This is a genomic window from Halospina denitrificans (assembly GCF_004364635.1).
Lineage (GTDB): Bacteria > Pseudomonadota > Gammaproteobacteria > Pseudomonadales > Oleiphilaceae > Halospina > Halospina denitrificans.
Genome location: NZ_SOAX01000004.1, coordinates 153506 through 176898, shown reverse-complemented (window position 1 = coordinate 176898; position 23393 = coordinate 153506). Strand labels below are relative to the sequence as shown.

21 protein-coding genes are annotated in these 23393 nt (G+C 62.2%); 13 read left to right on the top strand and 8 right to left on the bottom strand.

Going from position 1 to position 23393, the window contains the following annotated elements; translation table 11 throughout:
* Positions 1–18: 18 nt before the first annotated feature.
* From DES49_RS10300 to DES49_RS10290, 3 genes are read right to left on the bottom strand one after another with little or no spacing between them, the layout of a single operon-like run.
* Positions 19–1617, bottom strand: a complete 1599-nt coding sequence (locus DES49_RS10300; RefSeq protein ID WP_133736322.1) for a GMC family oxidoreductase — start codon at positions 1615–1617, stop codon at positions 19–21.
* Positions 1618–1627: 10 nt separating this feature from the next.
* The gene (locus DES49_RS10295; protein WP_133736321.1) at positions 1628–2263 is read right to left on the bottom strand and encodes a hypothetical protein; all 636 of its coding nucleotides are present in this window, start codon (positions 2261–2263) and stop codon (positions 1628–1630) included.
* A gap of 30 nt (positions 2264–2293) precedes the next feature.
* A complete protein-coding gene (locus DES49_RS10290) occupies positions 2294–3739 on the bottom strand; it encodes a coniferyl aldehyde dehydrogenase (protein WP_133736320.1) in 1446 nt (481 codons plus the stop codon).
* A 100-nt stretch (positions 3740–3839) separates the two neighbouring features.
* Here DES49_RS10290 and DES49_RS10285 point away from each other — a divergent pair, with 100 nt between their 5' ends.
* Positions 3840–4514, top strand: coding sequence for a TetR/AcrR family transcriptional regulator (locus DES49_RS10285; protein ID WP_133736319.1), 675 nt, complete (start codon positions 3840–3842; stop codon positions 4512–4514).
* On the opposite strand, the gene yihA is transcribed toward DES49_RS10285, so the two are convergent.
* Positions 4515–5147: a ribosome biogenesis GTP-binding protein YihA/YsxC gene (gene yihA / locus DES49_RS10280; protein WP_243865014.1), complete on the bottom strand. Its 633-nt coding sequence runs from the start codon at positions 5145–5147 to the stop codon at positions 4515–4517.
* A 147-nt stretch (positions 5148–5294) separates the two neighbouring features.
* Between yihA and DES49_RS10275 the strand changes: the two genes are divergently transcribed.
* The 3 genes from DES49_RS10275 to DES49_RS10265 all read left to right on the top strand — a co-directional run bounded on the left by DES49_RS10275 (position 5295) and on the right by DES49_RS10265 (position 7482).
* Positions 5295–5900 (top strand): c-type cytochrome, encoded by a 606-nt coding sequence (locus DES49_RS10275; RefSeq protein ID WP_133736317.1) that lies wholly within the window; start codon positions 5295–5297, stop codon positions 5898–5900.
* 85 nt (positions 5901–5985) lie between these two features.
* The gene (locus DES49_RS10270) at positions 5986–6615 is read left to right on the top strand and encodes a thiol:disulfide interchange protein DsbA/DsbL (protein ID WP_133736316.1); all 630 of its coding nucleotides are present in this window, start codon (positions 5986–5988) and stop codon (positions 6613–6615) included.
* A 3-nt stretch (positions 6616–6618) separates the two neighbouring features.
* Positions 6619–7482, top strand: a complete 864-nt coding sequence (locus tag DES49_RS10265; RefSeq protein WP_133736315.1) for an endonuclease/exonuclease/phosphatase family protein — start codon at positions 6619–6621, stop codon at positions 7480–7482.
* A gap of 48 nt (positions 7483–7530) precedes the next feature.
* On the opposite strand, the gene rpmG is transcribed toward DES49_RS10265, so the two are convergent.
* The 3 genes from rpmG to radC form a co-directional block, all read right to left on the bottom strand.
* On the bottom strand, positions 7531–7686 hold the full coding sequence (gene rpmG / locus DES49_RS10260) for a 50S ribosomal protein L33 (protein ID WP_133736314.1): 156 nt from the start codon (positions 7684–7686) through the stop codon (positions 7531–7533).
* Between the two features lie 10 nt (positions 7687–7696).
* Complete coding sequence (rpmB, locus tag DES49_RS10255; protein WP_133736313.1) at positions 7697–7933, bottom strand: 50S ribosomal protein L28; 237 nt, start codon at positions 7931–7933, stop codon at positions 7697–7699.
* Between the two features lie 156 nt (positions 7934–8089).
* Positions 8090–8764: a RadC family protein gene (gene radC, locus DES49_RS10250; RefSeq protein ID WP_133736312.1), complete on the bottom strand. Its 675-nt coding sequence runs from the start codon at positions 8762–8764 to the stop codon at positions 8090–8092.
* 282 nt (positions 8765–9046) lie between these two features.
* Here radC and coaBC point away from each other — a divergent pair, with 282 nt between their 5' ends.
* The 4 genes from coaBC to argB all read left to right on the top strand — a co-directional run bounded on the left by coaBC (position 9047) and on the right by argB (position 14460).
* Positions 9047–10240: a bifunctional phosphopantothenoylcysteine decarboxylase/phosphopantothenate--cysteine ligase CoaBC gene (gene coaBC / locus DES49_RS10245; protein WP_133736311.1), complete on the top strand. Its 1194-nt coding sequence runs from the start codon at positions 9047–9049 to the stop codon at positions 10238–10240.
* A gap of 174 nt (positions 10241–10414) precedes the next feature.
* Entirely contained in the window at positions 10415–10876 is a 462-nt protein-coding gene (gene dut / locus DES49_RS10240) for a dUTP diphosphatase (RefSeq protein ID WP_133736310.1), read from the top strand.
* Between the two features lie 62 nt (positions 10877–10938).
* Positions 10939–13548: a phosphomannomutase/phosphoglucomutase gene (locus DES49_RS15715; RefSeq protein ID WP_133736309.1), complete on the top strand. Its 2610-nt coding sequence runs from the start codon at positions 10939–10941 to the stop codon at positions 13546–13548.
* A gap of 15 nt (positions 13549–13563) precedes the next feature.
* Positions 13564–14460, top strand: a complete 897-nt coding sequence (gene argB / locus DES49_RS10230; RefSeq protein ID WP_133736308.1) for an acetylglutamate kinase — start codon at positions 13564–13566, stop codon at positions 14458–14460.
* On the opposite strand, the gene DES49_RS10225 is transcribed toward argB, so the two are convergent.
* The gene (locus DES49_RS10225; RefSeq protein WP_166646059.1) at positions 14447–14899 is read right to left on the bottom strand and encodes a PilZ domain-containing protein; all 453 of its coding nucleotides are present in this window, start codon (positions 14897–14899) and stop codon (positions 14447–14449) included. The genes argB and DES49_RS10225 overlap by 14 nt on opposite strands.
* A 198-nt stretch (positions 14900–15097) precedes the next feature.
* On the opposite strand from DES49_RS10225, the gene DES49_RS10220 reads away from it, so the two are divergent.
* The 5 genes from DES49_RS10220 (at position 15098) to DES49_RS10200 (ending at position 23391) form a co-directional block, all read left to right on the top strand.
* A complete protein-coding gene (locus tag DES49_RS10220; RefSeq protein ID WP_133736306.1) occupies positions 15098–16477 on the top strand; it encodes a hypothetical protein in 1380 nt (459 codons plus the stop codon).
* A gap of 2 nt (positions 16478–16479) precedes the next feature.
* A complete protein-coding gene (argE, locus tag DES49_RS10215; RefSeq protein ID WP_133736305.1) occupies positions 16480–17658 on the top strand; it encodes an acetylornithine deacetylase in 1179 nt (392 codons plus the stop codon).
* Complete coding sequence (gene argA, locus DES49_RS10210) at positions 17651–18958, top strand: amino-acid N-acetyltransferase (RefSeq protein WP_133736304.1); 1308 nt, start codon at positions 17651–17653, stop codon at positions 18956–18958. The genes argE and argA overlap by 8 nt, the downstream gene beginning before the upstream one ends.
* A gap of 79 nt (positions 18959–19037) precedes the next feature.
* Positions 19038–22439 (top strand): DUF1631 family protein, encoded by a 3402-nt coding sequence (locus tag DES49_RS10205; RefSeq protein WP_166646058.1) that lies wholly within the window; start codon positions 19038–19040, stop codon positions 22437–22439.
* 82 nt (positions 22440–22521) lie between these two features.
* Positions 22522–23391, top strand: a complete 870-nt coding sequence (locus DES49_RS10200) for a phosphoribulokinase (protein ID WP_133736302.1) — start codon at positions 22522–22524, stop codon at positions 23389–23391.
* The last annotated feature ends 2 nt before the right edge of the window (positions 23392–23393 follow it).

Here is a 23393-nt window from a genome sequence, read left to right as displayed (position 1 = left end):
TGCTTATCTCCCACGCCGTCATGCTTTGCCCTTGAGGCGGTCAGCCAGTCGCTGACTGTTACGCGCTGCCAGAGCATACACCGTCAGCTGCGGATTCGCACCCAGGCTGGTCGGAAAAATCGAGGCGTCGTGGACGGAAAGGTTGCTCAGCTGGTGGTGTTCGCCGTAACTGTTCACGACGCTGTGGCGGGGATCTTCGCCCATGGCGCAGCCCCCCATCTGATGGGCCGTGAACAGACGTGCCCGATGTATGGCGAGCGGGAGTTCCTTGATCGCCTCCCGCGCCTCCTTCCAGCTGTTCCAGTAGCCGGAGTCCATATGAACGGCCCTGACGGCACTGGCGCCGGCCGCGAACTGGCATTCCGCCATGCGCAGCCAGGATTCGCGCATGCCTTCCCAGAGGCTGTCACTCATCGGGTAGTGGAGCTGAGGGCTGCCGTCGTCACGAAGGGTGACGGTGCCGCCCTGGCTGTCCTCGTTGAAGCCGTCGCGGAGCAGGGCGATCACCGACTGGATGCGTGGAAAGTCATTGGCCTGGGCTGCCATGGCCTCGCCATGGTCCGGCAGGACGGCAGCGGCCATCACCGGATGCAGCGGTGGAACCTCCAGCTTGAAACCCGGTTTGCCGGCGACGCCATCCCGCCAGAGAAATTCATCGGAATAGATGGACTGGGGCGCCCCGTAATAGGCCTCAACGGTCTCTGGCATGCGGGCAACGGCTGCGTTGACCGGGTGGAGAAAGGTGCGCCGGCCCAGGCGTTCATGGGGATCCGGTACCTTTGAGCGCAGCAGCAGACCGGGCGACCCGATGGCACTGGCCGCCACCACAAAATGATCCGCCTCGATGCGGACCTTGCGGCCGGTGGGTGCCACCCCATCTTCTCCCAGCGCTGTTGCTTCCAGGTATTCCACGCGATCCTGGTTATGGTGCAGTTTTTCGGCCCGCAGGCTGTGGACCAGGGTGGCGCCGCGCCTGAGCGACGCCGGCACGCTGGTCACCAGCGTGCCTTGCTTGGCATTCGTCGGGCAGCCCATGCCGCAGTAGCCCAGATCCCAGCAGCCCTTCACGTTGCGGGGAATGGTTTTCCAGTCCCAGCCCAGTTCCTGGCAGCCATCGCGCAGAACCCCGTTATTGCGGTTGGGCTCGGTGGTCCAGGGTTGGATGTTGAGCTCATTCTCACGGTTGCCGAACCAGGGCGATAGGGTTTCCGGCTCGCAGTCCTGGATGCCGTGCTGGTTTTTCCAGTGATTGAGGGTGGCCTCCGGGGTGCGGAAGCTTGAGGTCCAGTTCACCGTTGTGGACCCGCCCACACACCGCCCCTGCAGGATGGCGATACCACCATCCGCTGTCGCGCGTGTCATCCCTTCCTGATAGAGCCGGCTGTAGCTTTTCTGTTCGTTCATGGTGAAGTCGGGGTCATGATACAGCCGCCCCTCTTCCACCAGGATCACCCGGAATCCGGCCTCTGACAAAAGCTGAGCCGTGGTTCCGCCACCCGCGCCCGTTCCGATAATCGCCACGTCTGCCTGGAAATGGGTGTCGGCTTCCAGCCGGGCCGCGTCTTCCACGGCCCAGCCGTCTTCAATGCCCTTTCCGTAAAGGTTGAACTCTGCCATCTGTGTATTCTCAGCTTGCGCGGTTGAGTTGGGGAAGCTCGTCGTAGGTGTAGGCGGGTGGCCCGGGGTAACCCATCTGCTGATAGTGGTCCGGGCGTCCATACCAGGCTGCGTTGGTCACCTGAACCAGCCCAAGGTAGGCCTTGTTGAAGATGTTGAAACTGCTGTTGCGCCAGCGCTGAAGAAAGGCTTCAGCCTGGGCTTCCGAGACATTCGGCCAGTAGGAGGTCACGCGAGCCATGGTCAGGCGCGTTGGCGTGAATTCAAGCAGGTCGAACAGTTGCCGGAATTCAGCCTGGTTGGGCGGGCCCATGAAGTGCAGGGCCTGGTCCATATCCTCCATGGTCCGTGCGATGGTGGCCTCGCGCTCGTCCGCATCGCTCGGGATCTGGGGGCCGATAATCGCGGGAATCAGCGCGGCCAGGACAACCCGGTCCTCTTCGGTGAGAAAGTGCCACCCATGGTCGGGGGCCGAGGCGGTGGCTGGACCCCTGGGGTCATGCAGGGGGCGCGCGGAACAGCCGGAGAGGCTGGCGATGGCGACGGCACCACCCAGCGCGGTGCCTCCGTTGAAGCCGAGTCGCAGGAAGGCGCGCCGATCCATGTCGGCGTTGCCTTCCCCGTTTTCTGTGTTTTCCCGGGGCATTATTGTTGTCCTTGTCGGGTCACCCGTTGGTTATCGGATGAAGATCCTGTAGATCAGCTTGTGTAACAGGGTCCCGTGTGGGGCGTGAATCACCTTGCCACTGTTGAACCGCTGTTTTCTCATGATGCCGCGAGCATTGCTGAAGGTCACGAATCCCTCACTGCCATGGTAGCTGCCCATGCCGGAATCACCCACGCCGCCAAACGGCAGGTCGTCCTGGCCGACATGCACCAGGGTGTCGTTGATGCAGACGCCGCCGGAGCGGGTGTGTTCGCGCACGTACTTCTGTTCGGCGCGGTCGTAGCCGAAATAGTACAGTGCCAGGGGATGGGGCCGGTCATTGATGTAATCCAGCGCCTCGTCCATGCGGTCGTAGGTGACAATCGGCAGCAGTGGCCCGAATACCTCTTCCTGGAGCACCCGCATGTCTTCGGTGGCGTTCAGGATCAACTGCGGCGGCAGCTTGCGGGTGCCCTCGCCGAAGTACTCGTTCCCCGGGTTCACCTCGATTACCTCTGCGCCTTTATCCCTGGCGTCATTCAGTATGCCCTGCAGGCGTTCATGCTGGCGTTCGTTGATGATGCTGGTGTAGTCCGGGTTGTCCTTCACAGTCGGGTACATGGTCGAAAAGGCCGCGCGGAACTCGTCCACAAAGCTCTTGACCCGGTCCCGGGGGCACAGGATGTAATCCGGCGCCACACAGGTCTGCCCCGCGTTGATGGCCTTGCCGAAGGCAATGCGTTCGGCGGCGTCCTTCATGGGGACTTCATGGGAGACGATGGCCGGGGACTTGCCGCCCAGCTCCAGGGTGACCGGCGTCAGGTTTTCGGCAGCCGCCTTCATGACCAGTCGGCCCACCGGCGTTGAGCCGGTAAACAGGAGATGGTCGAACGGCTTGGCGGAGAATGCCTGGGCCACGTCGGCCTCGCCATTGATGACCGTCACCAGGTCAGACGGGAAGGTCTCGTGCAGGAGGCGTTCAAGCAGCGCGGAGGTGGCCGGTGTGAATTCCGACAGCTTCAGCATCACGCGATTGCCGGCCGCCAGGGCAGCGGTCAGCGGGCCCGCGGCCAGAAAGAGCGGGTAGTTCCACGGAACCATAATGCCCACCACACCCAGGGGCTCGTAGTGAACCTCGTTGCGTGCGGGCTGGAACAGCACGTGGACCTTGCGCTTTTCCGGTTTCATCCAGCGCGCCAGGTTGTGCTGGGTGTAGTTGATGTTCTGGATTGAGGGCATGAACTCGGCAAGGAGCGTCTCGTCCCGGGAACGACCGCCGAAGTCCTCGTTGATCGCATCGCAGAACGCGTCCTGGTTGGCCAGCAGCATGCGCTTGAGCCGCTTCAGATGCTCGCGGCGCTCGGCCAGGCTTGGCGTGGGGTGCGCGCGTGCCGCCTGACGCTGGGCGCTGAATGCCCGGTTAATCTGCTGGACCTGTTTCTTGGTATCCGTCAGCTGAACTACGTTCGCGACCATGTCAGGTTCTCCTGTATCGTTCCTCGGGCCATAGGCTACCCTTTAAATTCATTATTAGAGTATCTACTCTAATAGTCAATCCCCTGCTGTCAGAGGCCCCATGAAAACCCGTGACCGGATTCTCCAGACCAGTCTTCAACTGTTCAACGAACAGGGTGAGCGCAATGTCACCACCAACCATATTGCGGCGGAGCTGGGCATCTCCCCCGGGAATCTGTACTACCACTTCCGCAACAAGACCGACATCATCTACTCGCTGTTTATCCAGTACCGGGCCCTGGTTGACCGGTACCTCCGGGTGCCGCGCGATCGCACACTGACGATCGAGGACCAGATGTTCTACCTGGAATCGGTCTTTGATGGGCTCTGGTATTACCGGTTCTTTCACCGCGATCTCGAATACCTGCTGACCACGGACGAGCGCTTGCGCATGGACTATCGCGAATTCACCTTCCAGTGCCTGACGGAAGTACGGGCGGTGTTGCAGGGACTTGAGGATGCGGGCATTCTTCACCCGCATTCCGATCAGGAACAGGAAGCCATGGCCCTGAACGTGTGGCTGGTGGTGACGAACTGGATGGCGTTCCTGAAAACCGCCCGTGCGGACGGCGGAAACGATGCCACCAGCCAGCAGGAACTCAAGCAGGGGATCTACCAGGTGCTGACCCTTCAGTTGCCCTACCTGACCGATTCGTATTATGACCAGATGGCGGCGATCAGAGAGCGTTACCGGCCGCAGCTGTCCCGGGTCCAGCCCGAGGCTGAAGGTTCCTGATCAGTCCGGGTCGGGCCCATCCAGCCATTGGCTGAGGTGGGCCCTGGCTTCATCGATGCCGTCGCCCTTGAGGGCGGAGAACGGCTGGACCCGGGTGACGCAGGGGACGTCCCGCAGCGCATTCTGGACGTCCCGGACCTGCTGGCGCGCCGGGTTCTTCTTGAGCTTGTCGGCCTTGGTCAGCAGCAGAAGCATTGGAAGGTCATGATGCTGGCACCATTCGATGAGCATCTCGTCGAACTCTGACAGCGGATGGCGGATATCCATGATCAGGGTCATGCCGCGCAGGGATTGGCGGTGCTCAAGGTAGGCGCCGAGGTGCTTTTCCCAGTCCTGCTGCATTTCCCGCGAAACCCGGGCATAACCATAGCCGGGAAGGTCCACCAGGCGGGCACCCGGGCGGCTCAGGGTGAAGAAATTGATCAGGCGGGTGCGGCCGGGCGTCTTGCTGGTGCGCGCCAGCTTGCTGTTGCGTGTTATGGCGTTGAGAGCGCTGGACTTTCCGGAATTGGAGCGCCCGGCAAAGGCCACTTCGCAACCTTCGTCCTCGGGGCACTGGTCCAGGTGTGCGGCGCTGGTGAGAAAGCGCGCGCTGTTGAAGGCGATGGTGGGGTGGGGAGATTGGTCGGTCACGAAAGGGTCCGTTGCTTTGCTGATTTCAGTCAGTGGCGAAACATGTATAATACCACACCAGTTTCCGGGGCCGGCGGCGATTGGGCGGGGTGTCCGTCCGCGCCGTTGGCCAGACCAGAATGAAAGCGTAATCCGAGTGGTGCAAGAATGAAAAAACTGCTGACAGGTCTAGTAGTGTTGATGGGGCTGACCGGCACGGTCCAGGCAGCCGACCCCCAGGCGGGTGAGGAGCTGGCTGGCGGCTGTGTCGCCTGTCATGGCGAGGCTGGCGCCGAGCCTACCCAGGGAGAATACCCCAAGCTCTCCGGGATCGGTGAGAACTACCTCTATCGCCAGCTCAAGGCGATCCAGAGCGGCGATCGGGAGATTCCCATGATGGCCGGGCAACTGGATGGCATGAGCGATCAGGATCTGAAGGACATTGCGGCGTATTTTGGCCAGCAGGATATGCCCCGTGGCGAAGCGGATCCGGAGCTGGTCGATCAGGGTGAGTCGCTCTACCGCGGTGGCGATATGTCCAAGGGCGTCGCAGCCTGTACCGCGTGCCACGGGCCCCAGGGCAAGGGCAACGAGCCGGCGGGCTATCCGCGCATCAGTGGTCAGTCTTCCGGGTATGTGGCACAGACCCTGAAGGATTATAAATCCGGTGCTCGCGTCCACAATGAGCAGAGCCAGATCATGGGCGGCATCGCGTCCAGGTTGAGCGACTCGGAAATCGAGGCGGTTGCCGAGTACATTGAGGGCCTCTACTGAGGCTTCTCAATCGGTACTTGCTGCGGCCCTCAAAGTTCGCTTCAATAGGGTGGTCAATTCATTAGTGCCCTATTCGGAGAAGAACATGCCACGAAGGATTCTGTGTACCCTTTTAGCTCTGTCGTTTGTCGCTCCCCTGGCGATGGCGCAGGACTGGGAAGAGGGAACGCATTACAATCAACTGTCCAACCCGGTTGAAACCCGTTCCGGGGACCAGTACGAGGTTGCCGAAGTCTTCTGGTATGGCTGCCCCTCCTGCTACCAGATGCAGCCGGTCATTAAGGAATGGAAGAAGGACCTGGCGGACGACGTGAATCTGCGCCATGTGCCGGCATCCATGCGTAGTGACTGGGAAACCCATGCTCAGGCGTTCTATGTCGCGCGTGAACTTGGGGTTGTCGATGAAATGCACGGGCCGTTGTTTGACGCCCTGGCCGGTGAAAAGCGCAGTCTCAACTCAAAAGAGGCCTTGGCCGGCTTTTTCGAGGAAGTTGGCGCAGCCGATGCCGAAGCGGTCACGGAAGCCTGGGACAGTTTCGCGGTGGATACGGCCATGCGCCGCGGCAAGGCCTTCCAGCAGGGCGCGCGGGTAACGGGAACGCCAACCCTGGTTGTTGAGGGGCGCTATGTGATTACCGTCAGAAAGGCCGGTAATTATGAGAACATGCTGGCCATTGCTGATCACCTGGTGGAACAGGAACGCTCCGGCGATTAATCCGTGTACCCAAGACTGCGAGATCAGGTAAAACGGCTCCGCGGGCTTCACCCGGTTCGCGGCGCCACCTCTGGTTCTGAGTTCGCACCGACACTCCAGCGGGCCGGACGTATCCGGCTGCTGACCTTCAATATCCAGGTGGGGATTGCCACCGAAGCCTATCATCATTACCTGACCCGGAGCTGGCAGCACCTGTTGCCGCATCGCCAACGTCAGGACAACCTGGATCGCATCGCGGAACTGCTGCGCAACTACGACGTGGTTGCGCTTCAGGAGTGTGATGGCGGTTCCATGCGCAGCGGTTTTGTGAATCAGGTGCAGTATCTGGCCGAGCACGGTGGTTTTCCCTACTGGCGCCAGCAGCTGAACCGCAATCTCGGGCGCATTGCCCAGCACAGCAACGGGATACTCAGCCGCTACCGGCCCCTGGCCGTGGAAGATCATCGTCTTCCGGGGCTGATTCCGGGCCGGGGCGCGATAGTGGCCTATTATGGCAATCCCGAGGACCCGCTGGTCCTGGTCCTGATGCACCTGTCATTGAGCAAGGGGGCCCAGAACCGCCAGCTTGCCTATATCCGGGACCTGATCGCGCCCTATGAGCACGTGGTGCTCATGGGCGATATGAATGCTCACGCGGATCAGCTCCTGGGGCAGTCTCCCCTGAAAGAGGCGGATCTGGCTCCATTGGCCAATTCGGCATTCAGCTTCCCGAGCTGGCGACCGGAAAAGGCCCTGGATCACATTCTGGTGAGTCCTTCTCTGGATGTGCACGACGCCAAGGTGGTCAGTTACCCAGTGTCGGATCATCTGCCCATCAGTATGGAAATCGAATTGCCGCGGCCGGTCGGGGGCAAGGGGGAGGGATAGCCGCCGGAGGCTCTGTTGGTTCCAGATAGCCTCCGGCAGCCTGAAGCCTTACTTGAGCTTCGTTTCCTTGTAGTTCACGTGCTTGCGAACCACCGGATCGTACTTCTTCATCTCGATCTTGTCCGGCGTGTTGCGCTTGTTCTTGGTCGTGGTGTAGAAGTGACCCGTGCCGGCGCTGGACGCCAGTTTGATTTTCTCGCGCATGATGCTCTCCTCAGACCTTTTCGCCGCGGGCACGGAGGTCTTTCAGGACCGTTTCGATACCCTTTTTATCGATGATACGCATCCCCTTGGTGGAAATACGCAGTTTTACGAAACGCTTTTCGCTCTCAACCCAGAAACGGTGGGTCTGCAGGTTGGGCAGAAACCGCCGCTTGCTGTGGTTCATGGCGTGTGAAACGTTGTTACCGGTGGCTGTGCGCTTACCGGTCACCTGACAAACTCTGGACATTTTGGCCTCCAACAGAGCGTTGGTAATTGTGCTGAAAACGAATCCTGCGCTCAGGTCGTGCCCTGTTGCCCTGATCGGCTGCTAAAGCCTGCGCCTGACGCTCCCGGAAAAGGCCGGTTTTATACCAGAATCACGCCAAAAACGCAAAGCAAAAGTTCAGATCCGGCCCGTCTCTGCGAGCGAGGTTACTTCGCCGTGGCCCACAATCATGTGGTCGAGGACCCGTACGTCAACCAGTCCCAGCGCGGATTTCAGGCGCTCCGTGAGGTTGATGTCCGCGTCGCTGGGCTCGGCGACACCGGACGGGTGGTTGTGGGCCAGGATCACGGCGGCGGCGTTGTGGTCCAGGGCGCGACGGACCACTTCACGAGGGTAGACGGCGGCCCCGTCGATGGTGCCGGAGAACAGTTCCTCGTAACGGATGATGCGGTGGCGGGTGTCGAGGAACAGGCAGGCGAAGACTTCGTGGGGCCGGGTGATGAGCTTGGTCTTGAGGTAGCGGCGGGTGGCGTCCGGGGAGGTGAGGGCTTCACCGCTTTGCAGCGGGGAGTCCAGTACCCGCAGTGACATTTCGAGCGCGGCCTGGAGCTGGGCGAACTTGGCGGTGCCCAGGCCCTGGGTGCGGCAGAACTGGGTGGCGGAGGCGCCGGCGAGGGCGCGCAGGCTGCCGAACTGTTCGATCAGTTCCCGGGCCAGGGTCATGACGGGTTTGCCGGCGCTGCCGGTGCGCAGGAATATGGCCAGGAGTTCGGCGTCGCTGAGGGTGGTGGCGCCGTGGTTCAGGAGTTTTTCGCGGGGGCGTTCCTCTACAGGGAGGTCCTTGATTGACATTTCTTGAGTCCTTTCGGTTTTCGTCTTCCGTGCATCGGCAGGCGGGGCGGGCTTCACGGGAATCGCTATGAATCCATCCCTGGACGCTGCGCCTCCGCCATCCATGGCTCCGGAGCTTCCCGTGAAGCCCGCCCCGCCTGCCTCTATCCAGCTTCGAGTAGCTGCCGTCAGCTGGATTGCTAAGGGGAGATAGTCTAGCGATATCAACAGGCCATGCCAATTCACGGAGGTTCTCTGGTATCTTGTGGTTCAGATCGGCCAAACAGCTAAGCAGGGGATAACGTGGGCAGACGGATTCTTCTTGGGGTCACCGGCGGCATTGCCGCCTACAAGAGTGCGGATCTGGTGCGCAGGCTCAAGCAGCAGGGGCATGAGGTTCGGGTGGTGATGACGGAGGGGGCGAAGGCGTTTGTTCAGCCGTTGACCTTTCAGGCGGTGAGTGGCCATCCGGTTCGCCAGAGTCTGCTGGATCCCGAGGCGGAGGCCGGGATGGGCCATATTGAGCTGGCGAAGTGGGCGGAGCTGGTGCTGGTGGCGCCCGCGTCCGCCGACATTATGGCCCGTCTTGCTCACGGCCTTGCCGATGATCTGCTGACCACGCTCTGCCTGGCCACCGAGGCGCCCATTGCCCTGGCGCCGGCGATGAACCAGGCCATGTGGGCGAATGCCCGCACGCAGAAGAATCTCCAGGCGCTTGAATCCGATCCGCAGTTCCGTATCTGGGGCCCCGCCGAGGGGGATCAGGCCTGTGGGGATGTGGGGCCCGGGCGCATGCTGGAGCCGGACCAACTGGTGCAGCAGGTTGCCGCCATGGACGACCAGCCCCTGAAAGGCATCCGCCTCGTGCTCACCGCCGGCCCCACCCGCGAGTCCCTGGACCCGGTGCGCTACATCACCAACCACAGCTCCGGGCGCATGGGCTTCGCCATCGCCGAATCCGCCGCCCGCCAGGGCGCCGACGTCACCCTGGTCGCCGGCCCCGTCTCCCTGCCCACGCCCAACGGCGTCCAGCGCGTGGATGTGGAAACCGCCGAAGACATGCAAAAGGCCGTGGACGAGGCCCTGACCAACGGCACCGACTGGTTCGTCGCCACCGCCGCCGTCGCCGACTACCGCCCGGTCACCCGCTCCGAATCCAAGATCAAGAAAAACAAAGACAGCGCCCCGGTAATCGAACTGCAACAGAACCCCGATATCCTCGCCTCCGTCGCGGCCCGAAAGCAGAACCGACCCTTCACCGTCGGCTTCGCCGCCGAAACCAACAACGTCAGCGATTATGCGAAGGACAAGCTCAAACGCAAAAACCTCGATATGATCGTCGCCAATGATGTCTCGGCCCCGGATATCGGTTTCAACAGTGACCGCAACGCAGTGGAGGTGTTCTGGGAAGGCGGTAGCCAAAAGTATGATGCCCGCTCCAAGACAGAACTGGCGACCGATCTCCTGACCCTGATCCATAAAAGGTCGCGAGCATAAACAATGCGGGGGGAATCAGTCGGGTGGGGAGCGCTTTCCGGGAAGCTCCGGAGCCATGGATGGCGGAGGGCAGCGTCCATGGATGGATTCACAGCGATTCCCGGAAAGCGCTCCCCACCCGACTGATTTCCTGCACAAAACCCACAGCAACCCACAGAAACCAGAGACCAAATAATGTCCAAACAACGTTTCCAGCTCAAAATCCTGGATGAGCGCCTGGGCGACACCATCCCCATGCCGAGCTACGCCACCGAAGGCTCCGCCGGCCTCGACCTCCGTGCCTGCGTCGAACAACCCTTAACGCTGGCCCCCGGCGAAACCGACCTCATCCCCACCGGCATGGCCCTCCACATCGACGACCCCTCACTGGCCGCCATGATCCTCCCGCGCTCCGGCCTCGGCCACAAACACGGTATCGTCCTGGGCAACCTCGTGGGCCTTATCGACTCCGACTACCAGGGCCAGATCATGGTCTCCTGCTGGAATCGGGGTAATACAACCTTCACCATCGAACCCGGCGAACGCATCGCCCAGCTGGTGATCGTGCCCGTCGTCCAGGCGGAATTCGAACTGGTGAATGAATTTGATGCCTCTCTGCGCGGTGAAGGCGGTTTTGGCTCAACAGGCGGCCGCTAGGATGCAATAATAGCCGAGGTTTCTATACTGGCTTCAAAGCCTCCCCAATTAAGGATGAGTCCATGAAATTCGGGAAAAAGAAAAAAACGGATGCCCCCGGGAACGACTCGCGAGCGCGCCCGTTTTCGCTGATGCGGATCCCGCTGCTGCAATCGGCCCTGGTCCTGGCCGGTGTCGCCGTGCTGACGTGGCTGCTGACCACCTTCGTCATGGCGCCCACCGAACAGCGGGTGCTTGAGGCCAATACCCGCGACCGCGTCGATGGTCTGAAAAGCCGGTTTGACCAGCACCTGAGCTACCTCCACGATATTGTTGCCGGCTATGCAGCCCAACAGACTACGTTTGAGGCCGCCCGGGGGGGTGGGAAACAGGAAGTCGCTCGGGTGCTTCAGGATACACTTCCGTCCGCGCGGGCGGTTTTCCTGTTTGCACCGGATGAGGTCACCCAGCCCGAGGGACGCGACTACGAACTCAGCTTTGCCAGTATTGATCTTGCCCGTCAGGCCGAACGCTCGGGCGAGAACCAGATGGATGCCTACCAGCGTGACGGCGAGTGGTTGGTGCAGATTGCCGCCCCGGTCAAGACCGGGGAGGACGGCAGAAAAGGTGGCAGCCTGCTCGTGATTTTCGAGGCCAGCGTAATGGATCCCGTTATCGCGGCCGCCACCGAAGCCATCGACGGGCGTGTGGAATTGCGCCAGCGCGTGGATAACCGGGACGTGACCATCGTTTCCAGTGGCCAGGCCGGCGGGGAGGGTGTTGCCCGCGACCTCGCTGTTGACCGCTGGTCCGTGCGCTATGCCTCCACCGCCCAACCGCCGGAACTTTTCCCGCTGATGACTGTGTGGGGGATGGCCCTGGGCATTGCGCTTGTCGTTATCGCAGGGCTCTGGGCTGTATTCATGACGCTGCAGAAGCAGCTCCGTAACGACGTTTCCGGTCTCAGTCAGTGGGCCCAGAAAGCCTTTGGTGGCGAGCGTGTCAAGCTGCCGGCGCTGAGGTTGCCGGCCACGATTGCGCTGGCCGAGACCCTGAGTCGGCTTGCCAGGGAAGCGCCGGTCAGAACCGGTCGTGGCGCGGCAGCCACGAAGAAACCAGCGGCGAAGAAACGCCAGGCCGCTCCAGAGGAGGAGGCGGCCCCGGCAGAGCCCGATAGTGAGGAGGGGGGTGACAACGACCCCCTCTTCGATGATGATGCGCTCGACATTGAAATGATGAACGGGGACGAGGACGTCCTCGGGCTGGAAGGCGGCAGTGACGCCGGGGAGATGACATTGGAAGAAACCGCACCCTTGATGACAGAAGTTCCCGATTCGATTTTCCGTGCCTATGACATCCGTGGCGTGGTGGGCGACACCCTGACGCCGGATATCGTCCGCGTTATCGGCCAGGCGATTGGCAGTGAAGGCATTCAGCGGGGCCAGCAGCAGATCTGCGTGGGTTACGATGGCCGCCACTCGAGCCCCGAACTGGCCGAGGCGCTCTCGCAGGGCCTGATGCAGGCCGGAATGGACGTCGTCCGCGTCGGACGTGTTCCCACGCCGGTTCTGTATTTTGCAGCCCACTACCTGGAGAACGGCTCCGGGGTGATGATCACCGGAAGTCATAACCCGCCTGAGTACAACGGCCTCAAGATGGTGCTCGGGGGTGAGACCCTGGCTGGCGACGCCATCCAGAAACTGCTGGAGCGCATCCGCAACCAGCAGCTGGAAGAGGGCAGCGGCCAGCAGACGGAACAGGACGTGCGCAAGGCCTATATCGACCGGATCGTGGGCGATATCGCCGTTGCCACGCCCCTGCGCGTTGTGGTGGACGCGGGCAATGGCGTCGCCGGGGAGCTTGGGCCCCAACTGATCCAGGAGCTTGGGTGTGAGGTCACACCCCTGTTCTGCGATGTGGATGGCGATTTCCCCAATCATCATCCGGACCCGGGCAAGCCGGAGAACCTGGAAACCCTGATCCAGACGGTCAGGGATCAGGGCGCGGACCTGGGGATCGCCTTTGACGGTGATGGTGACCGCCTGGGCGTTGTCACCAACAGCGGCAAGATCATCTGGCCGGATCGGCTGCTGATGCTGTTTGCCCGCGATGTGGTCTCGCGCAACCCCGGCGCGGACATCATCTACGACGTGAAGTGTTCCCGCCGCCTTGCGACCGTCATCAACGAGTACGGCGGCCGCCCCATCATGTGGAAGACCGGCCATTCCTGGATCAAGGCCAAGATGAAGTCCGAGGGCGCGCTGCTGGCCGGGGAGATGAGCGGCCACATCTTCTTCCAGGAGCGCTGGTACGGCTTTGATGATGGCATCTACGCCGCAGCAAGGCTGCTGGAGATCCTGGGCACTGAGGACCGTGAGGCGGATGCGGTCTTCGCGGAGTTCCCGGAGGATGAAAGCACCCCCGAGATCAACCTGCCGGTACCGGACGATGCCAAGTTTGCCCTCATTGAGCGGCTGGCCAATGACGGGGATTTTGGTGATGCCACCATTACCGATATCGATGGCATTCGCGTGGACTACCCGGATGGCTGGGGGCTCTGTCGCGCCTCAAATACCACGCCCAATCTGGTGTTGCGCTTTGAGGCGGAATCCATAGAGGGGCTGGAACGGATCAAGGCCATTTTCCGGGACCAGCTCCAGAAGGCCGAACCGTCGTTGACGATCAGTTTCTAGGAGATTGCATACCCCATGACCATGGATCGCGACACTGCCATGCAGGTAGCCTCGGTACTGAGCCGGGGCCTGCCCTATATCCAGCGCTTCACCGGCAAGACCATCGTGGTGAAGTACGGCGGCAACGCCATGGAAAACGAGGAACTCAAGAACAGCTTCGCCCGGGATATGGTCCTGATGAAGCTGGTGGGCATCAATCCGATCGTCGTCCATGGCGGAGGTCCCCAGATCGGCGAGCTGCTGGAGCGCCTGGATATTCACTCAAAGTTTGTGAATGGCATGCGCGTGACCGACAGCGAAACCATGGATGTGGTGGAGATGGTGCTCGGCGGGCGTGTGAACAAGGAAATCGTGTCGTTGATGAACCAGCATGGGGGTAGGGCCATCGGCCTGACCGGCAAGGACGCGGGCCTGATCCGTGCACGCAAGCTTGAGGTGCGGGATCCCGCCCCGGAAGTGACCAGTTCCGAGATCGTGGACATCGGGCATGTCGGCGAAGTGGCTTCCGTTAATACCGACGTCATCAACATGCTGACCCAGGGTGATGTGATCCCGGTGATCGCGCCCATTGGCGTCGGTGATGACGGTATGGCCTATAACATCAATGCGGACTCCGTCGCGGGGCGGGTCGCCGAGGCCCTGCAGGCGGAGAAGCTTATTCTGCTGACGAATGTGGCCGGACTTCAGGACAACGAGGGCCAGGTGCTGACCGGACTTTCCGCACAGCGCGTGGATGAACTGATTGCCGATGGCACCATTCACGGCGGTATGCTGCCCAAGATCCGCTGCGCCCTGGATGCGGTCAAGGGCGGCGTGGCCTCTGCGCACATCATCGACGGGCGGGTTGCCCATGCCACACTTCTTGAAATCTTCACCGACGAAGGGGTGGGTACGCTCATTACTCGTTCGTGAGGCGGGGCTCGTCAATCGGCGCGAAGTAGGGCGCGTACTTCTGGATCCACTCCTGGGCGGCCTCGTCCAGCGTCAGGTATCGTCCCTCCTGGATGACCTGGTCCAGGCGGTATTGCTGGATGTGGCAGGCCTGCTCAATCAGTCGCATGCGGTAGGCGTCTGCCGGACTCAGGAAGGATACGCCTACCTCATAGTGGTCCCCGGCGGGCTCACACCAGGCTACCTGGCCAACAACGGTGGCAGGAGGGTCGCAGCAGCTGATGGTGATGCGGACGCGCGTTTCCCGGGTCCAGGGTTCAGCGGCGGAGAATGCCACGCCGCCCAGGCTCAGGTTGCGCAGTCCCTCGCGGTAGCGCCCACCGTTCAGCGGCTCCACATCGATTGGCATATCCACAGGGTGGCGGATAAAGGTTCTGGACTGCTGCTGGTTTGGGGTCATGATGCCTCCTGCCTCGGGGCAATGGCGGATAACAGCCCTTCTGATTCCTACTATAGTGAATATACATGATTTTTCCTGCACTTTGGCGTCGCGATGACTGCTACGCTGAGACAGGGTCGACATTCGACTGAATTATAAAAACACAGGGGCGTGAGGTAAGCTACTTTCGCTCCCAGCAAGGGTTCCAGGCGCTGAATCATGAAAAAACTTCTGATCTCTGTTCTTGCGGCGCTGCTTCTGGCCGCCGTCACTCATTACGCCACCTTATGGTATGGCGCCCATTCGACTCTGAGCGAGATGAAACAATTCGCCGGTCCCTGGGGCGACCTTCACTGGGACCGTATCCGTCCCGGGTTTGACGGCAGCGTCTCCGTTGAAGGGGTGCGCTGGCACTGGTTTGATGTTTCCGAGCCCGTGACCCTGAAGTCGGTGTCATTCAGTGCGCCCGGGTTTCTGCCCCTCCACCGGTGGCTGTTGAGTGGTGAGGAGCCCAGCACCTGGGAACTCCAGTTCAATGAGGTGGAACTGGTGCTTCAGCCGGATCTGTTCCGTCCCTGGGCTCGCGTCCATCGTGCGCTTTCCCTGCAGCAGCACCCCCTGCATCTGGAACGCTGCGGGAACCAGCCGGCACTGACCCCCGCGGATCTGTTGCGCATGGGGATTGATCGGATTGGTGCTGACGCAGCCCTCCGTTATCGAGGGCCTACCGGTGGCGAGGGACACGGCTACTCCCTGAGTCTGGATGCCGGTCTCCTTGGAAGCCTCTCCGGTCAGTGGCAGGGAGAGCGCCTTGCTCTGCCATGGTCTGAAACCTCCGCCACCTATCAGCCCGGCATCCATAAGGGGGAAGTCGTAATGCGCGATGCGGGTTTCATGCGTCGCCTGTCCTCGTTCTGTGCCGCTGCTGAAGATGAACCCGTGGACGAATGGGTTCTGGGGGCGGCCCGTGACTGGTCGATGTCCATGAAAGAGCAGGGCATGAGTCCATCAACGGAGACCACCAACCTTTTCCAGAGCTGGTTGCGGGAAGGCGGTGAGCTTGCCCTGGAGTGGAATCCGGCGGAGGATTTCCAGGCGCCGGGAAAGCGATTGACCCTGGCGCAATGGCAGGAGAAGGCTGGGCTCTCCATTGTGTACAATGACCGGCAGTGGGAGAGTGTCGGATTTGCCGTGGATCCGGACAAGCCGGACAGCGATGCGGCGGAGGAACCATTGGTGCCCGTGGAAGAACCGGATAACGATCCCAAATTCAGGGCGTCGAACACGGAAAGGGCGGCTGCCTGGATTGACCGGCGGGTGCGGCTTGATCTTGCCAATGGGCGACGCGTGGAAGGCCAGCTTGTGGCTCTGGAAGGCGGAGCCCTCCATATCCGGCGGACCCTGGAAGGGGGTGAGGTGGTCGCGCCCTTCCACGCGGAGGATATTGAGACCTTCTCGGTCTGGCGGCGTCCGGATGATCCCGGGCGCCCCATTACGGGTGATGAGGAGGGGCCCGGCCTGGAAGAATTCCTCAGGCCAGGGCTGGGTGAAATCAGGCCCGTCCCGACCCCTGTCGAAGAAGGCGGCGAGGAGCAGTGACGATGCAGCGGCCGATCCCGGAAATCCGTGACATGCTGGCAACCCTGATCGCCACGCCATCAATCAGCAGCGTCAGCCCCCAGTGGGATCAGAGCAATGAGGTGGTGGTCAGCCAGCTGGCTCAATGGCTTTCCGCGCTGGACTTCCGGGTGGAGACCATGGCGGTTCCCGGAGCGCCGGGTAAGTACAACCTGATTGCCACACGCGGCGAGGGGCCGGGCGGGCTGGTCCTGTCCGGTCATACGGATACCGTGCCTTTCGATGAGCACCGCTGGCAGACGGACCCCTTCACGCTGAGTGAGCGGGGTGACCGCTGGTATGGGCTGGGCACCTGCGACATGAAGGGCTTCTTCCCCCTGGCGCTTGAAGCCGCCTGGCGGGCCAGGGATGCGGCGTTCAGTGAACCTCTGGTGATCCTGGCAACCGCCGACGAGGAAAGCGCCATGGGAGGTGCCCGGGAACTGGTCCGGGCCGGCAGGCCGCGGGGCCGCTACGCGGTTATTGGTGAACCCACCGAAATCCGGCCTGTCAGGCTGCACAAGGGCATCATGATGGAGCGTCTGCGGCTGGAGGGGCGGTCTGGCCACTCCTCGGACCCGTCACTGGGGCGCAATGCCCTGGAAGGCATGAATGCGGTCCTGACGGAGATACTGGCGCTGCGCGGGGAACTCCAGAAGCAGTACCAGCATCCGGGCTTCCGGGTGGACGTGCCAACCCTGAATCCGGGGCATATCCACGGTGGTGACAATCCCAACCGGATCTGTGCCGACTGCGAGCTGCATTTTGATCTCAGGCCGCTTCCCGGCATGGACATCAGCGAGCTGCGGCGCCTGATCCTGGAGCGGGTGGCGCCCATCGCCCGTGCCAGGGAGCTCGAATGCATCTTCGAGCCACTCTTTGATGGCGTGCCGCCCTTCGAGCAGGCCGAGAGCTCGAAACTGGTCTCGCTGTGCGAGCAGATGACGGGGCACAGGGCCGAGGGCGTTGCCTTTGCCACCGAGGCCCCTTTCCTGCAGTCGCTCGGGATGGAGACGCTGGTCCTCGGGCCCGGCTCCATCGACCAGGCCCACCAGCCCGACGAGTTCCTGGCCCTGTCGCAGATCGAGCCCATGGTCGGTATCCTGTCCGGTCTCATACAACGTTGTTGCGTCGAACCAGGGGAGGAAAGAGCGGGTGACTGACCACAACTGGCTGCACTGGTTTCGCCATTCATCGCCTTACATCAACGCACACCGCGACAGGGTGGTGGTGATCACCCTCAGTGGTGATGCCCTGGCGCACAGCAATCTCACGCCCATCATCCACGATATTGCGCTGCTGGCCAGTCTGGGGGTGCGCCTGGTGATTGCGTTTGGTGCCCGCCCCCAGATCCGTGAACGGCTTGAGAGCGCAGGCCTCGAGTCCGGGTATCAGACGGGGCTGAGGATCACCAGTGAAGCCCAGTTGCCCCTGGTTCTTGAAGCTGTGGGGCGGCTGCGGGCCATGCTGGAGAGTCGGCTCTCCATGGGGCTGATCAACTCGCCCATGCATGGGGCCCAGATCCGGGTCGCCAGCGGTAATTGGGTGACGGCGCGGCCTATTGGCGTTATCGACGGTGTGGATCTTGAATACACCGGACGGGTGCGTCGCGTCGATGCCGCCAGCGTCCAGCAGCAGCTCGCGCTCGGGCAGGTCGTCCTGCTGCCGCCGGTCGGTTACTCCGCAACCGGGGATGCGTTCAACCTTTCCCACGAGGATGTGGCCGGGGAGGCCGCGTCCGCGCTGGATGCCGACAAGCTCATCCTGTTCACGGAAAACAACGGGGTGCCCGGCAGCACGGGGCAGCTTGTGCGTGAGCTGAGCGTGACCCAGGCGCGGGAGCTGCTGACCTCGAAAGTGCCCGAGGGGGATGATGCGGCGGCTCTGCGGGCGGCTGTGACGGCCTGTGACCGGGGAGTGCGTCGCGCCCACATCATCGGGTATACCACCGATGGTGCCCTGTTGGAGGAGCTGTTCACCCGGGATGGTCTGGGAACCCTGGTAACCGATGAGAACTATGAGCACCTTCGTACCGCCACGGCAGAGGACATCAGCGCTATCCAGGAGCTTATACAGCCTCTCGAAGAGCGTGGCGTACTGGTCAGCCGTCCACGGGAATTGATCGAGACCGAGATTGACCGTTTCCTGGTGGATGAGCGCGACGGCGGTATTGTGGGCTGTGCCGCGCTCTATCCCTATCCCTCAACCGGGATGATGGAGCTGGCGTGCTTTGCGGTCAGCGATCACTACCGTGGCTCCGGTCGTGGGGACAAACTCCTGGCGATGGCGGAGCGCCACGCCCGGGCTGAAGGTCTGGGGGAGCTCTTTGTGCTGACCACCCAGACGGCGCACTGGTTCATTGAACGTGGTTTCGAGGCGGCGGAGCTTGACCGCCTGCCGCCGGAAAAAGACCGGGAAGCCACGCGCAGCCGTAACTCCCGGATTTTCGTGAAGCGATTGTAATGTTTCGGAAACCCGCAATGGCGGGGTCATACCCTGGCGCGTAATCTGCGCTCGTTGTCGAATGAACAGGGAATCCCGCATGGAATGTGGACGTCCGGGCGCTGTACGGCCTAACGCCGACAGACGCCACAGCCAGAGACGCAGTGCCCGTATCGCGGCGCGGGCTGAAACACCGGAAGGTCTTTCCTGGCCGTGCCAGGTTGTTGCTTTTTCAGCGACCGGAGTATCAATCCGATACCCGGCATCCCGTGCGGCCGCAATCCGGGCCTGGCTGGAAGCCGGAAAGAGCCGGATTAATCTCCACCTTCGTCCCAATCGCAGTTCGGACTGGCATTGCATCCCCGGCCATGCTGTACGTGCCGGCACCGAGAGCCTCGCTGTTGAATTCTCTTCCGCCTCCCTGCAGGCGTTTGAAACCCTCCTCCAGCAGTCCGGACTGGTTGATGAATCCTCCCGGAAACGCCACCCGGAGGCGGATTCGAAGGTTATCCTCTCCCAGGTGCGTGCGACCTGGCTGGGTGGTATCAAGGCGCTGGTTGCGGAATGGCTCGACGCGCTGCCAGCCAGCCTGGTGCCAGTCTCCAATGGGTTGAGTGAGTCCCTGGAGACTGAGCTTCGAGGCACCTTTGATGGCCTCTGCAGCCCGGTTGCATCGGATCACGGCGGTTCAGACTGGCTCATTCTGGGTGTGCTCGCGGAGCGGGCCAGGCAGCGCCACGAAGCCGGCGTCGGCCTGCTTCATGCCCGGCTCAGTGACCTGGGTCTGGAGTCGGCGGCGATGGAGCCGGGCCCACTGGGCCCCGAGGTGCTCTGCCGGGTGCTGGGTCAGGCTGTTCGGGCCCGTGGTTTCAACCGGCAGGAAAGCCGGGAACTCTACGCGCGCTTTGAGGCCGATGTGCTGCATGAGCTCGGGGACCTCTACGCCAGCCTCCACTCGGTACTGGCGCGCAACAACGCCATTGTTTCGGACGCTGGCCATCAGGGGATGCTGCTCCACCTGCCGGCGACTCCCAGGCGAACCGTGAACAACCGGCGCCAGGAGGCGGAGATTGCCGTGCGCCAGGTGGCCATGCCGCCCCTTCCGTCACTGACTGAGCCCGAGGATCTGCGTCCCGAGCCCCTGGGTGGGCACACGAGGGCGGAGGCCATCCGCTCCCTGCATACCAGGCTGGAAAACGATGAGGCAGTTTCCGGGGCCGCACGCTTTCCCGAATCACTGGTTCCGGACCTTGTCGCCGCGCTGTGCCGGAGTCCGCGACTGACCCAGCGGGGACGAGGCTTGATCGAGGGGCTTGAGCCGGTCATTGCCCGGGTTCTGGCCAGGGAACCGGGTGGTCTCGAGGAAAGGGATCACCCACTGCGGCGCCTGATCAACCGCATCGGCCACCTTGATACCGCGGACCAGGAGTCGCAACTCCCCTGGTCGTCGGAACTGTACCAGCCGCTGAGGGGGCTCGACCCCGACCGCTCACCGAACCGGGCACTTACCCAGGCGGCGGAAGCATTCCGGGAGGAACTGGAGGAGCGCGAAAAAAACTATCAGCGGCAGGTGCGCACGGCGATCAAGGCCGTGGAAGGCAGTGAGCGCGTCAATGAAGCCGCCCGGGTAACCGACGAGGCGCTGGATGACCGGCTTTTCGGGGAACCCCTTCCCAGGCCGGTCCTGCGATTCGTGGAGGATGAGTGGCGCAACCTGATGATGCTGCATTACCTCCGCAGTGAATCCCAGGAAGGGCTCTGGAGTGAGGCACTGGAGCTCCTGGATGCCATCCTGGACGCGAGCGACCCGGCGTCGGAAACCCGCGCCGAGGAATTGATCGCTCGCCTGAGGGCGTTTCGTGAGCGCACGCCGGAACAACCCAGTGACGAGAGCCTGGAGAGCCTGGCGGACCATATCAGGCACCCCCATCGCAGCCGGTATGTGAAGCTGAGCGCCGGATTCCGGGGCAAGCCGGTCAAGGAGCACCACGACGGAACCGACCGCTCCCTGGCTTACTGGGAGAAGAGCCTCGAGTCGATGCCGGTGGGGACCTGGTTCCTGGAAAGGATGACGGATGGTACGACCAGGCCGATCCGGATGGCCTGGGCAGGCCAGCATCGCCGGCGCTTTCTCCTGGTCGGCCCGTCGGGTCGCAAGATTGCGGATCTAGGCCTGAATGCGCTTTCCCGGCGACTGGCGGATGGCGAACTGCTGCCTATTTCGCGGCATGACCAGGCGTTGGTTGATGAGGGACTGGACCGCTTGCTGGAGACGCTCTACCGGCAGTTGGTGGAGCGCGTGATCACGGATCCGGAGACAGGTCTGTGCAACGATGGGGAATTCCGGCGTCGACTGACCCGGATGCTGGTGGCGGCACCGCCGTCCCGGGAACAGACCCTGATCGTCATGTCATGGCGCGAGCAGGCGGTGGACCCGGCAACCCTGGTCCAGCTTCTGGGCGAGCAATTGCCGCCCCATACCCTGATCGGAAGACTCTCCGGAAACCGCTTGGGCCTGCTGTTTCATGGGCAGGCCATGGAGGCCTGGCTGGTACGGATGCTGCGCCGGGTTCACCGCGTAATCGGCGGCGATGAGGGTATTCTGCGGGCCGGGGTTGCTGTCGGGGATCCCGCCGTTGTCACCGCTGAACGCTGGCTGGCACTGGCGGATGAGGCCTGTGGGAAAGCACCCTTTGAATGGCCACCCGCCTTTCGTTACGGGTCTGTCCCCGCCGAGCGGATGCGTCACGTGGTGCGTCTTGCCGATCGGCTCGCGGGTAATGAGGCGCTGCGGCGCAATGAGCTACTGCTTCGGGCTTCGCGTATTATCCCGCTTCACGGGACCACCCGCATGCCGGCCCAGCATGAGCTGAGCATGACGGCGCCGGATGAACACGGGGAGCTGATGGATGCCTCCGAGCTCGTGCCCCTGGCGGAGCGCTATGGCGGCGGGGCACGTCTTGATGAGTGGTTGATGCAGGCGGTTCTGGAGTGCCTCAAGCGGCCGTTGCAGACTTTCCCCGAGGCGGAGTCCGGCGTCTGTATCCCTGTTCTGGGGTATACCCTGACCGAGCCCGGTCTGACGCGATTCATTCAGGCGGTTTTCAGGTATCACCAGTGCCCCGTGGACAAACTCTGGTTCTGTGTCTCGGAAGCCGACGCCATGGCCCACCCCAATGCCGTGGCCCTGTTCATGCGGGAGGTACGTGAGCTTGGCGGGCGCATCTGTCTGGACATGCGTGAGACGGATCCCGAGATGGCTCGTCTGGTCCGCCGGCTGCCAACGGACCTGATCCGCCTGAAGGAGGGTTCTGGCTCTCAGTGGTCCGGTTTTGCGCGGGATTCAATGCTCTCCGCCGTTGTTACAGTGGCACACCAGATGGGCGCCGAAGTGGTTGTGAGCGGCGTCTCCCAGCCGGCCCGTCTCGACGCCCTGCGGGTACTCGGCGTGGATTATGCCCAGGGGGCAGCCGTAGGTCGGCCGCGGCTTTTGCGATACTGATCCTTGTCAGTGGGCAGAGACCTGTGCACTATGTGCGGTCCCGCGATTGCGGGCTTTGACCCATACCGAGACCCGTGCAGGCATGTCCAGTCAGTATCCGATTATTGCCGTTACCGGCTCATCGGGAGCCGGCACCACGACCACCGGGCGCGCATTCAGTAAACTCTTCGCGAGTGAAGGGCTGCGTGCCGCCACCGTCAGTGGCGACAGCTTCCACCGCTATACCCGTGAGCAGATGTCGCGGGTGGCGGCTCGTGGGCGTTATGGTGATTTCAACCATTTCGCCCTGGATGCCAACCATATCGAAAAACTTGAAGCCCTTTTCCAGGATTTCGGTGCAACCGGTACGGGTCAGTATCGTGAGTATGTGCACGATGAGGACCGCGAGCTGATCGCCGCCGGTTACGAGCCGGGCAGCTTCACGCCCTGGCAGAGTCTGCCGCCTGATTGCGATCTGCTGTTCTACGAGGGGCTGCATGGTGGTATCGCCACGGATCGGTACAACGTGGCGGATCACGTGGATCTTCTGATTGGGGTAGTGCCGATCGTCAACCTGGAGTGGATCCAGAAGATTCACCGGGATACCAATTACCGGGGCTATCGTGAGGGCGAGGTGGTCGAGACCATTATCAACCGCATGGACGACTACGTTCAGGATATTGTCCCGCAGTTCTCCAACACCCACATCAACTTCCAGCGGGTACCCACCGTCGACACCTCAAACCCTTTTGTGGTGCGCGAAGTGCCCACGGATGACGAGAGCATGATCGTCATCCACTTCCGGCATTATATGGAGGTGGATTTCCAGAGGCTGCTGCAGATGATTTCCGGCAGTTTCATGTCCCGGCAGGACACCCTTGTGATTCCCGGGCCCAAGCTGCCCCTGGCGATTGATCTCATCCTTCGCCCCAGGCTTCTGGAGCTGATGGAACACAAGCGCTACGCCTGGTAGCG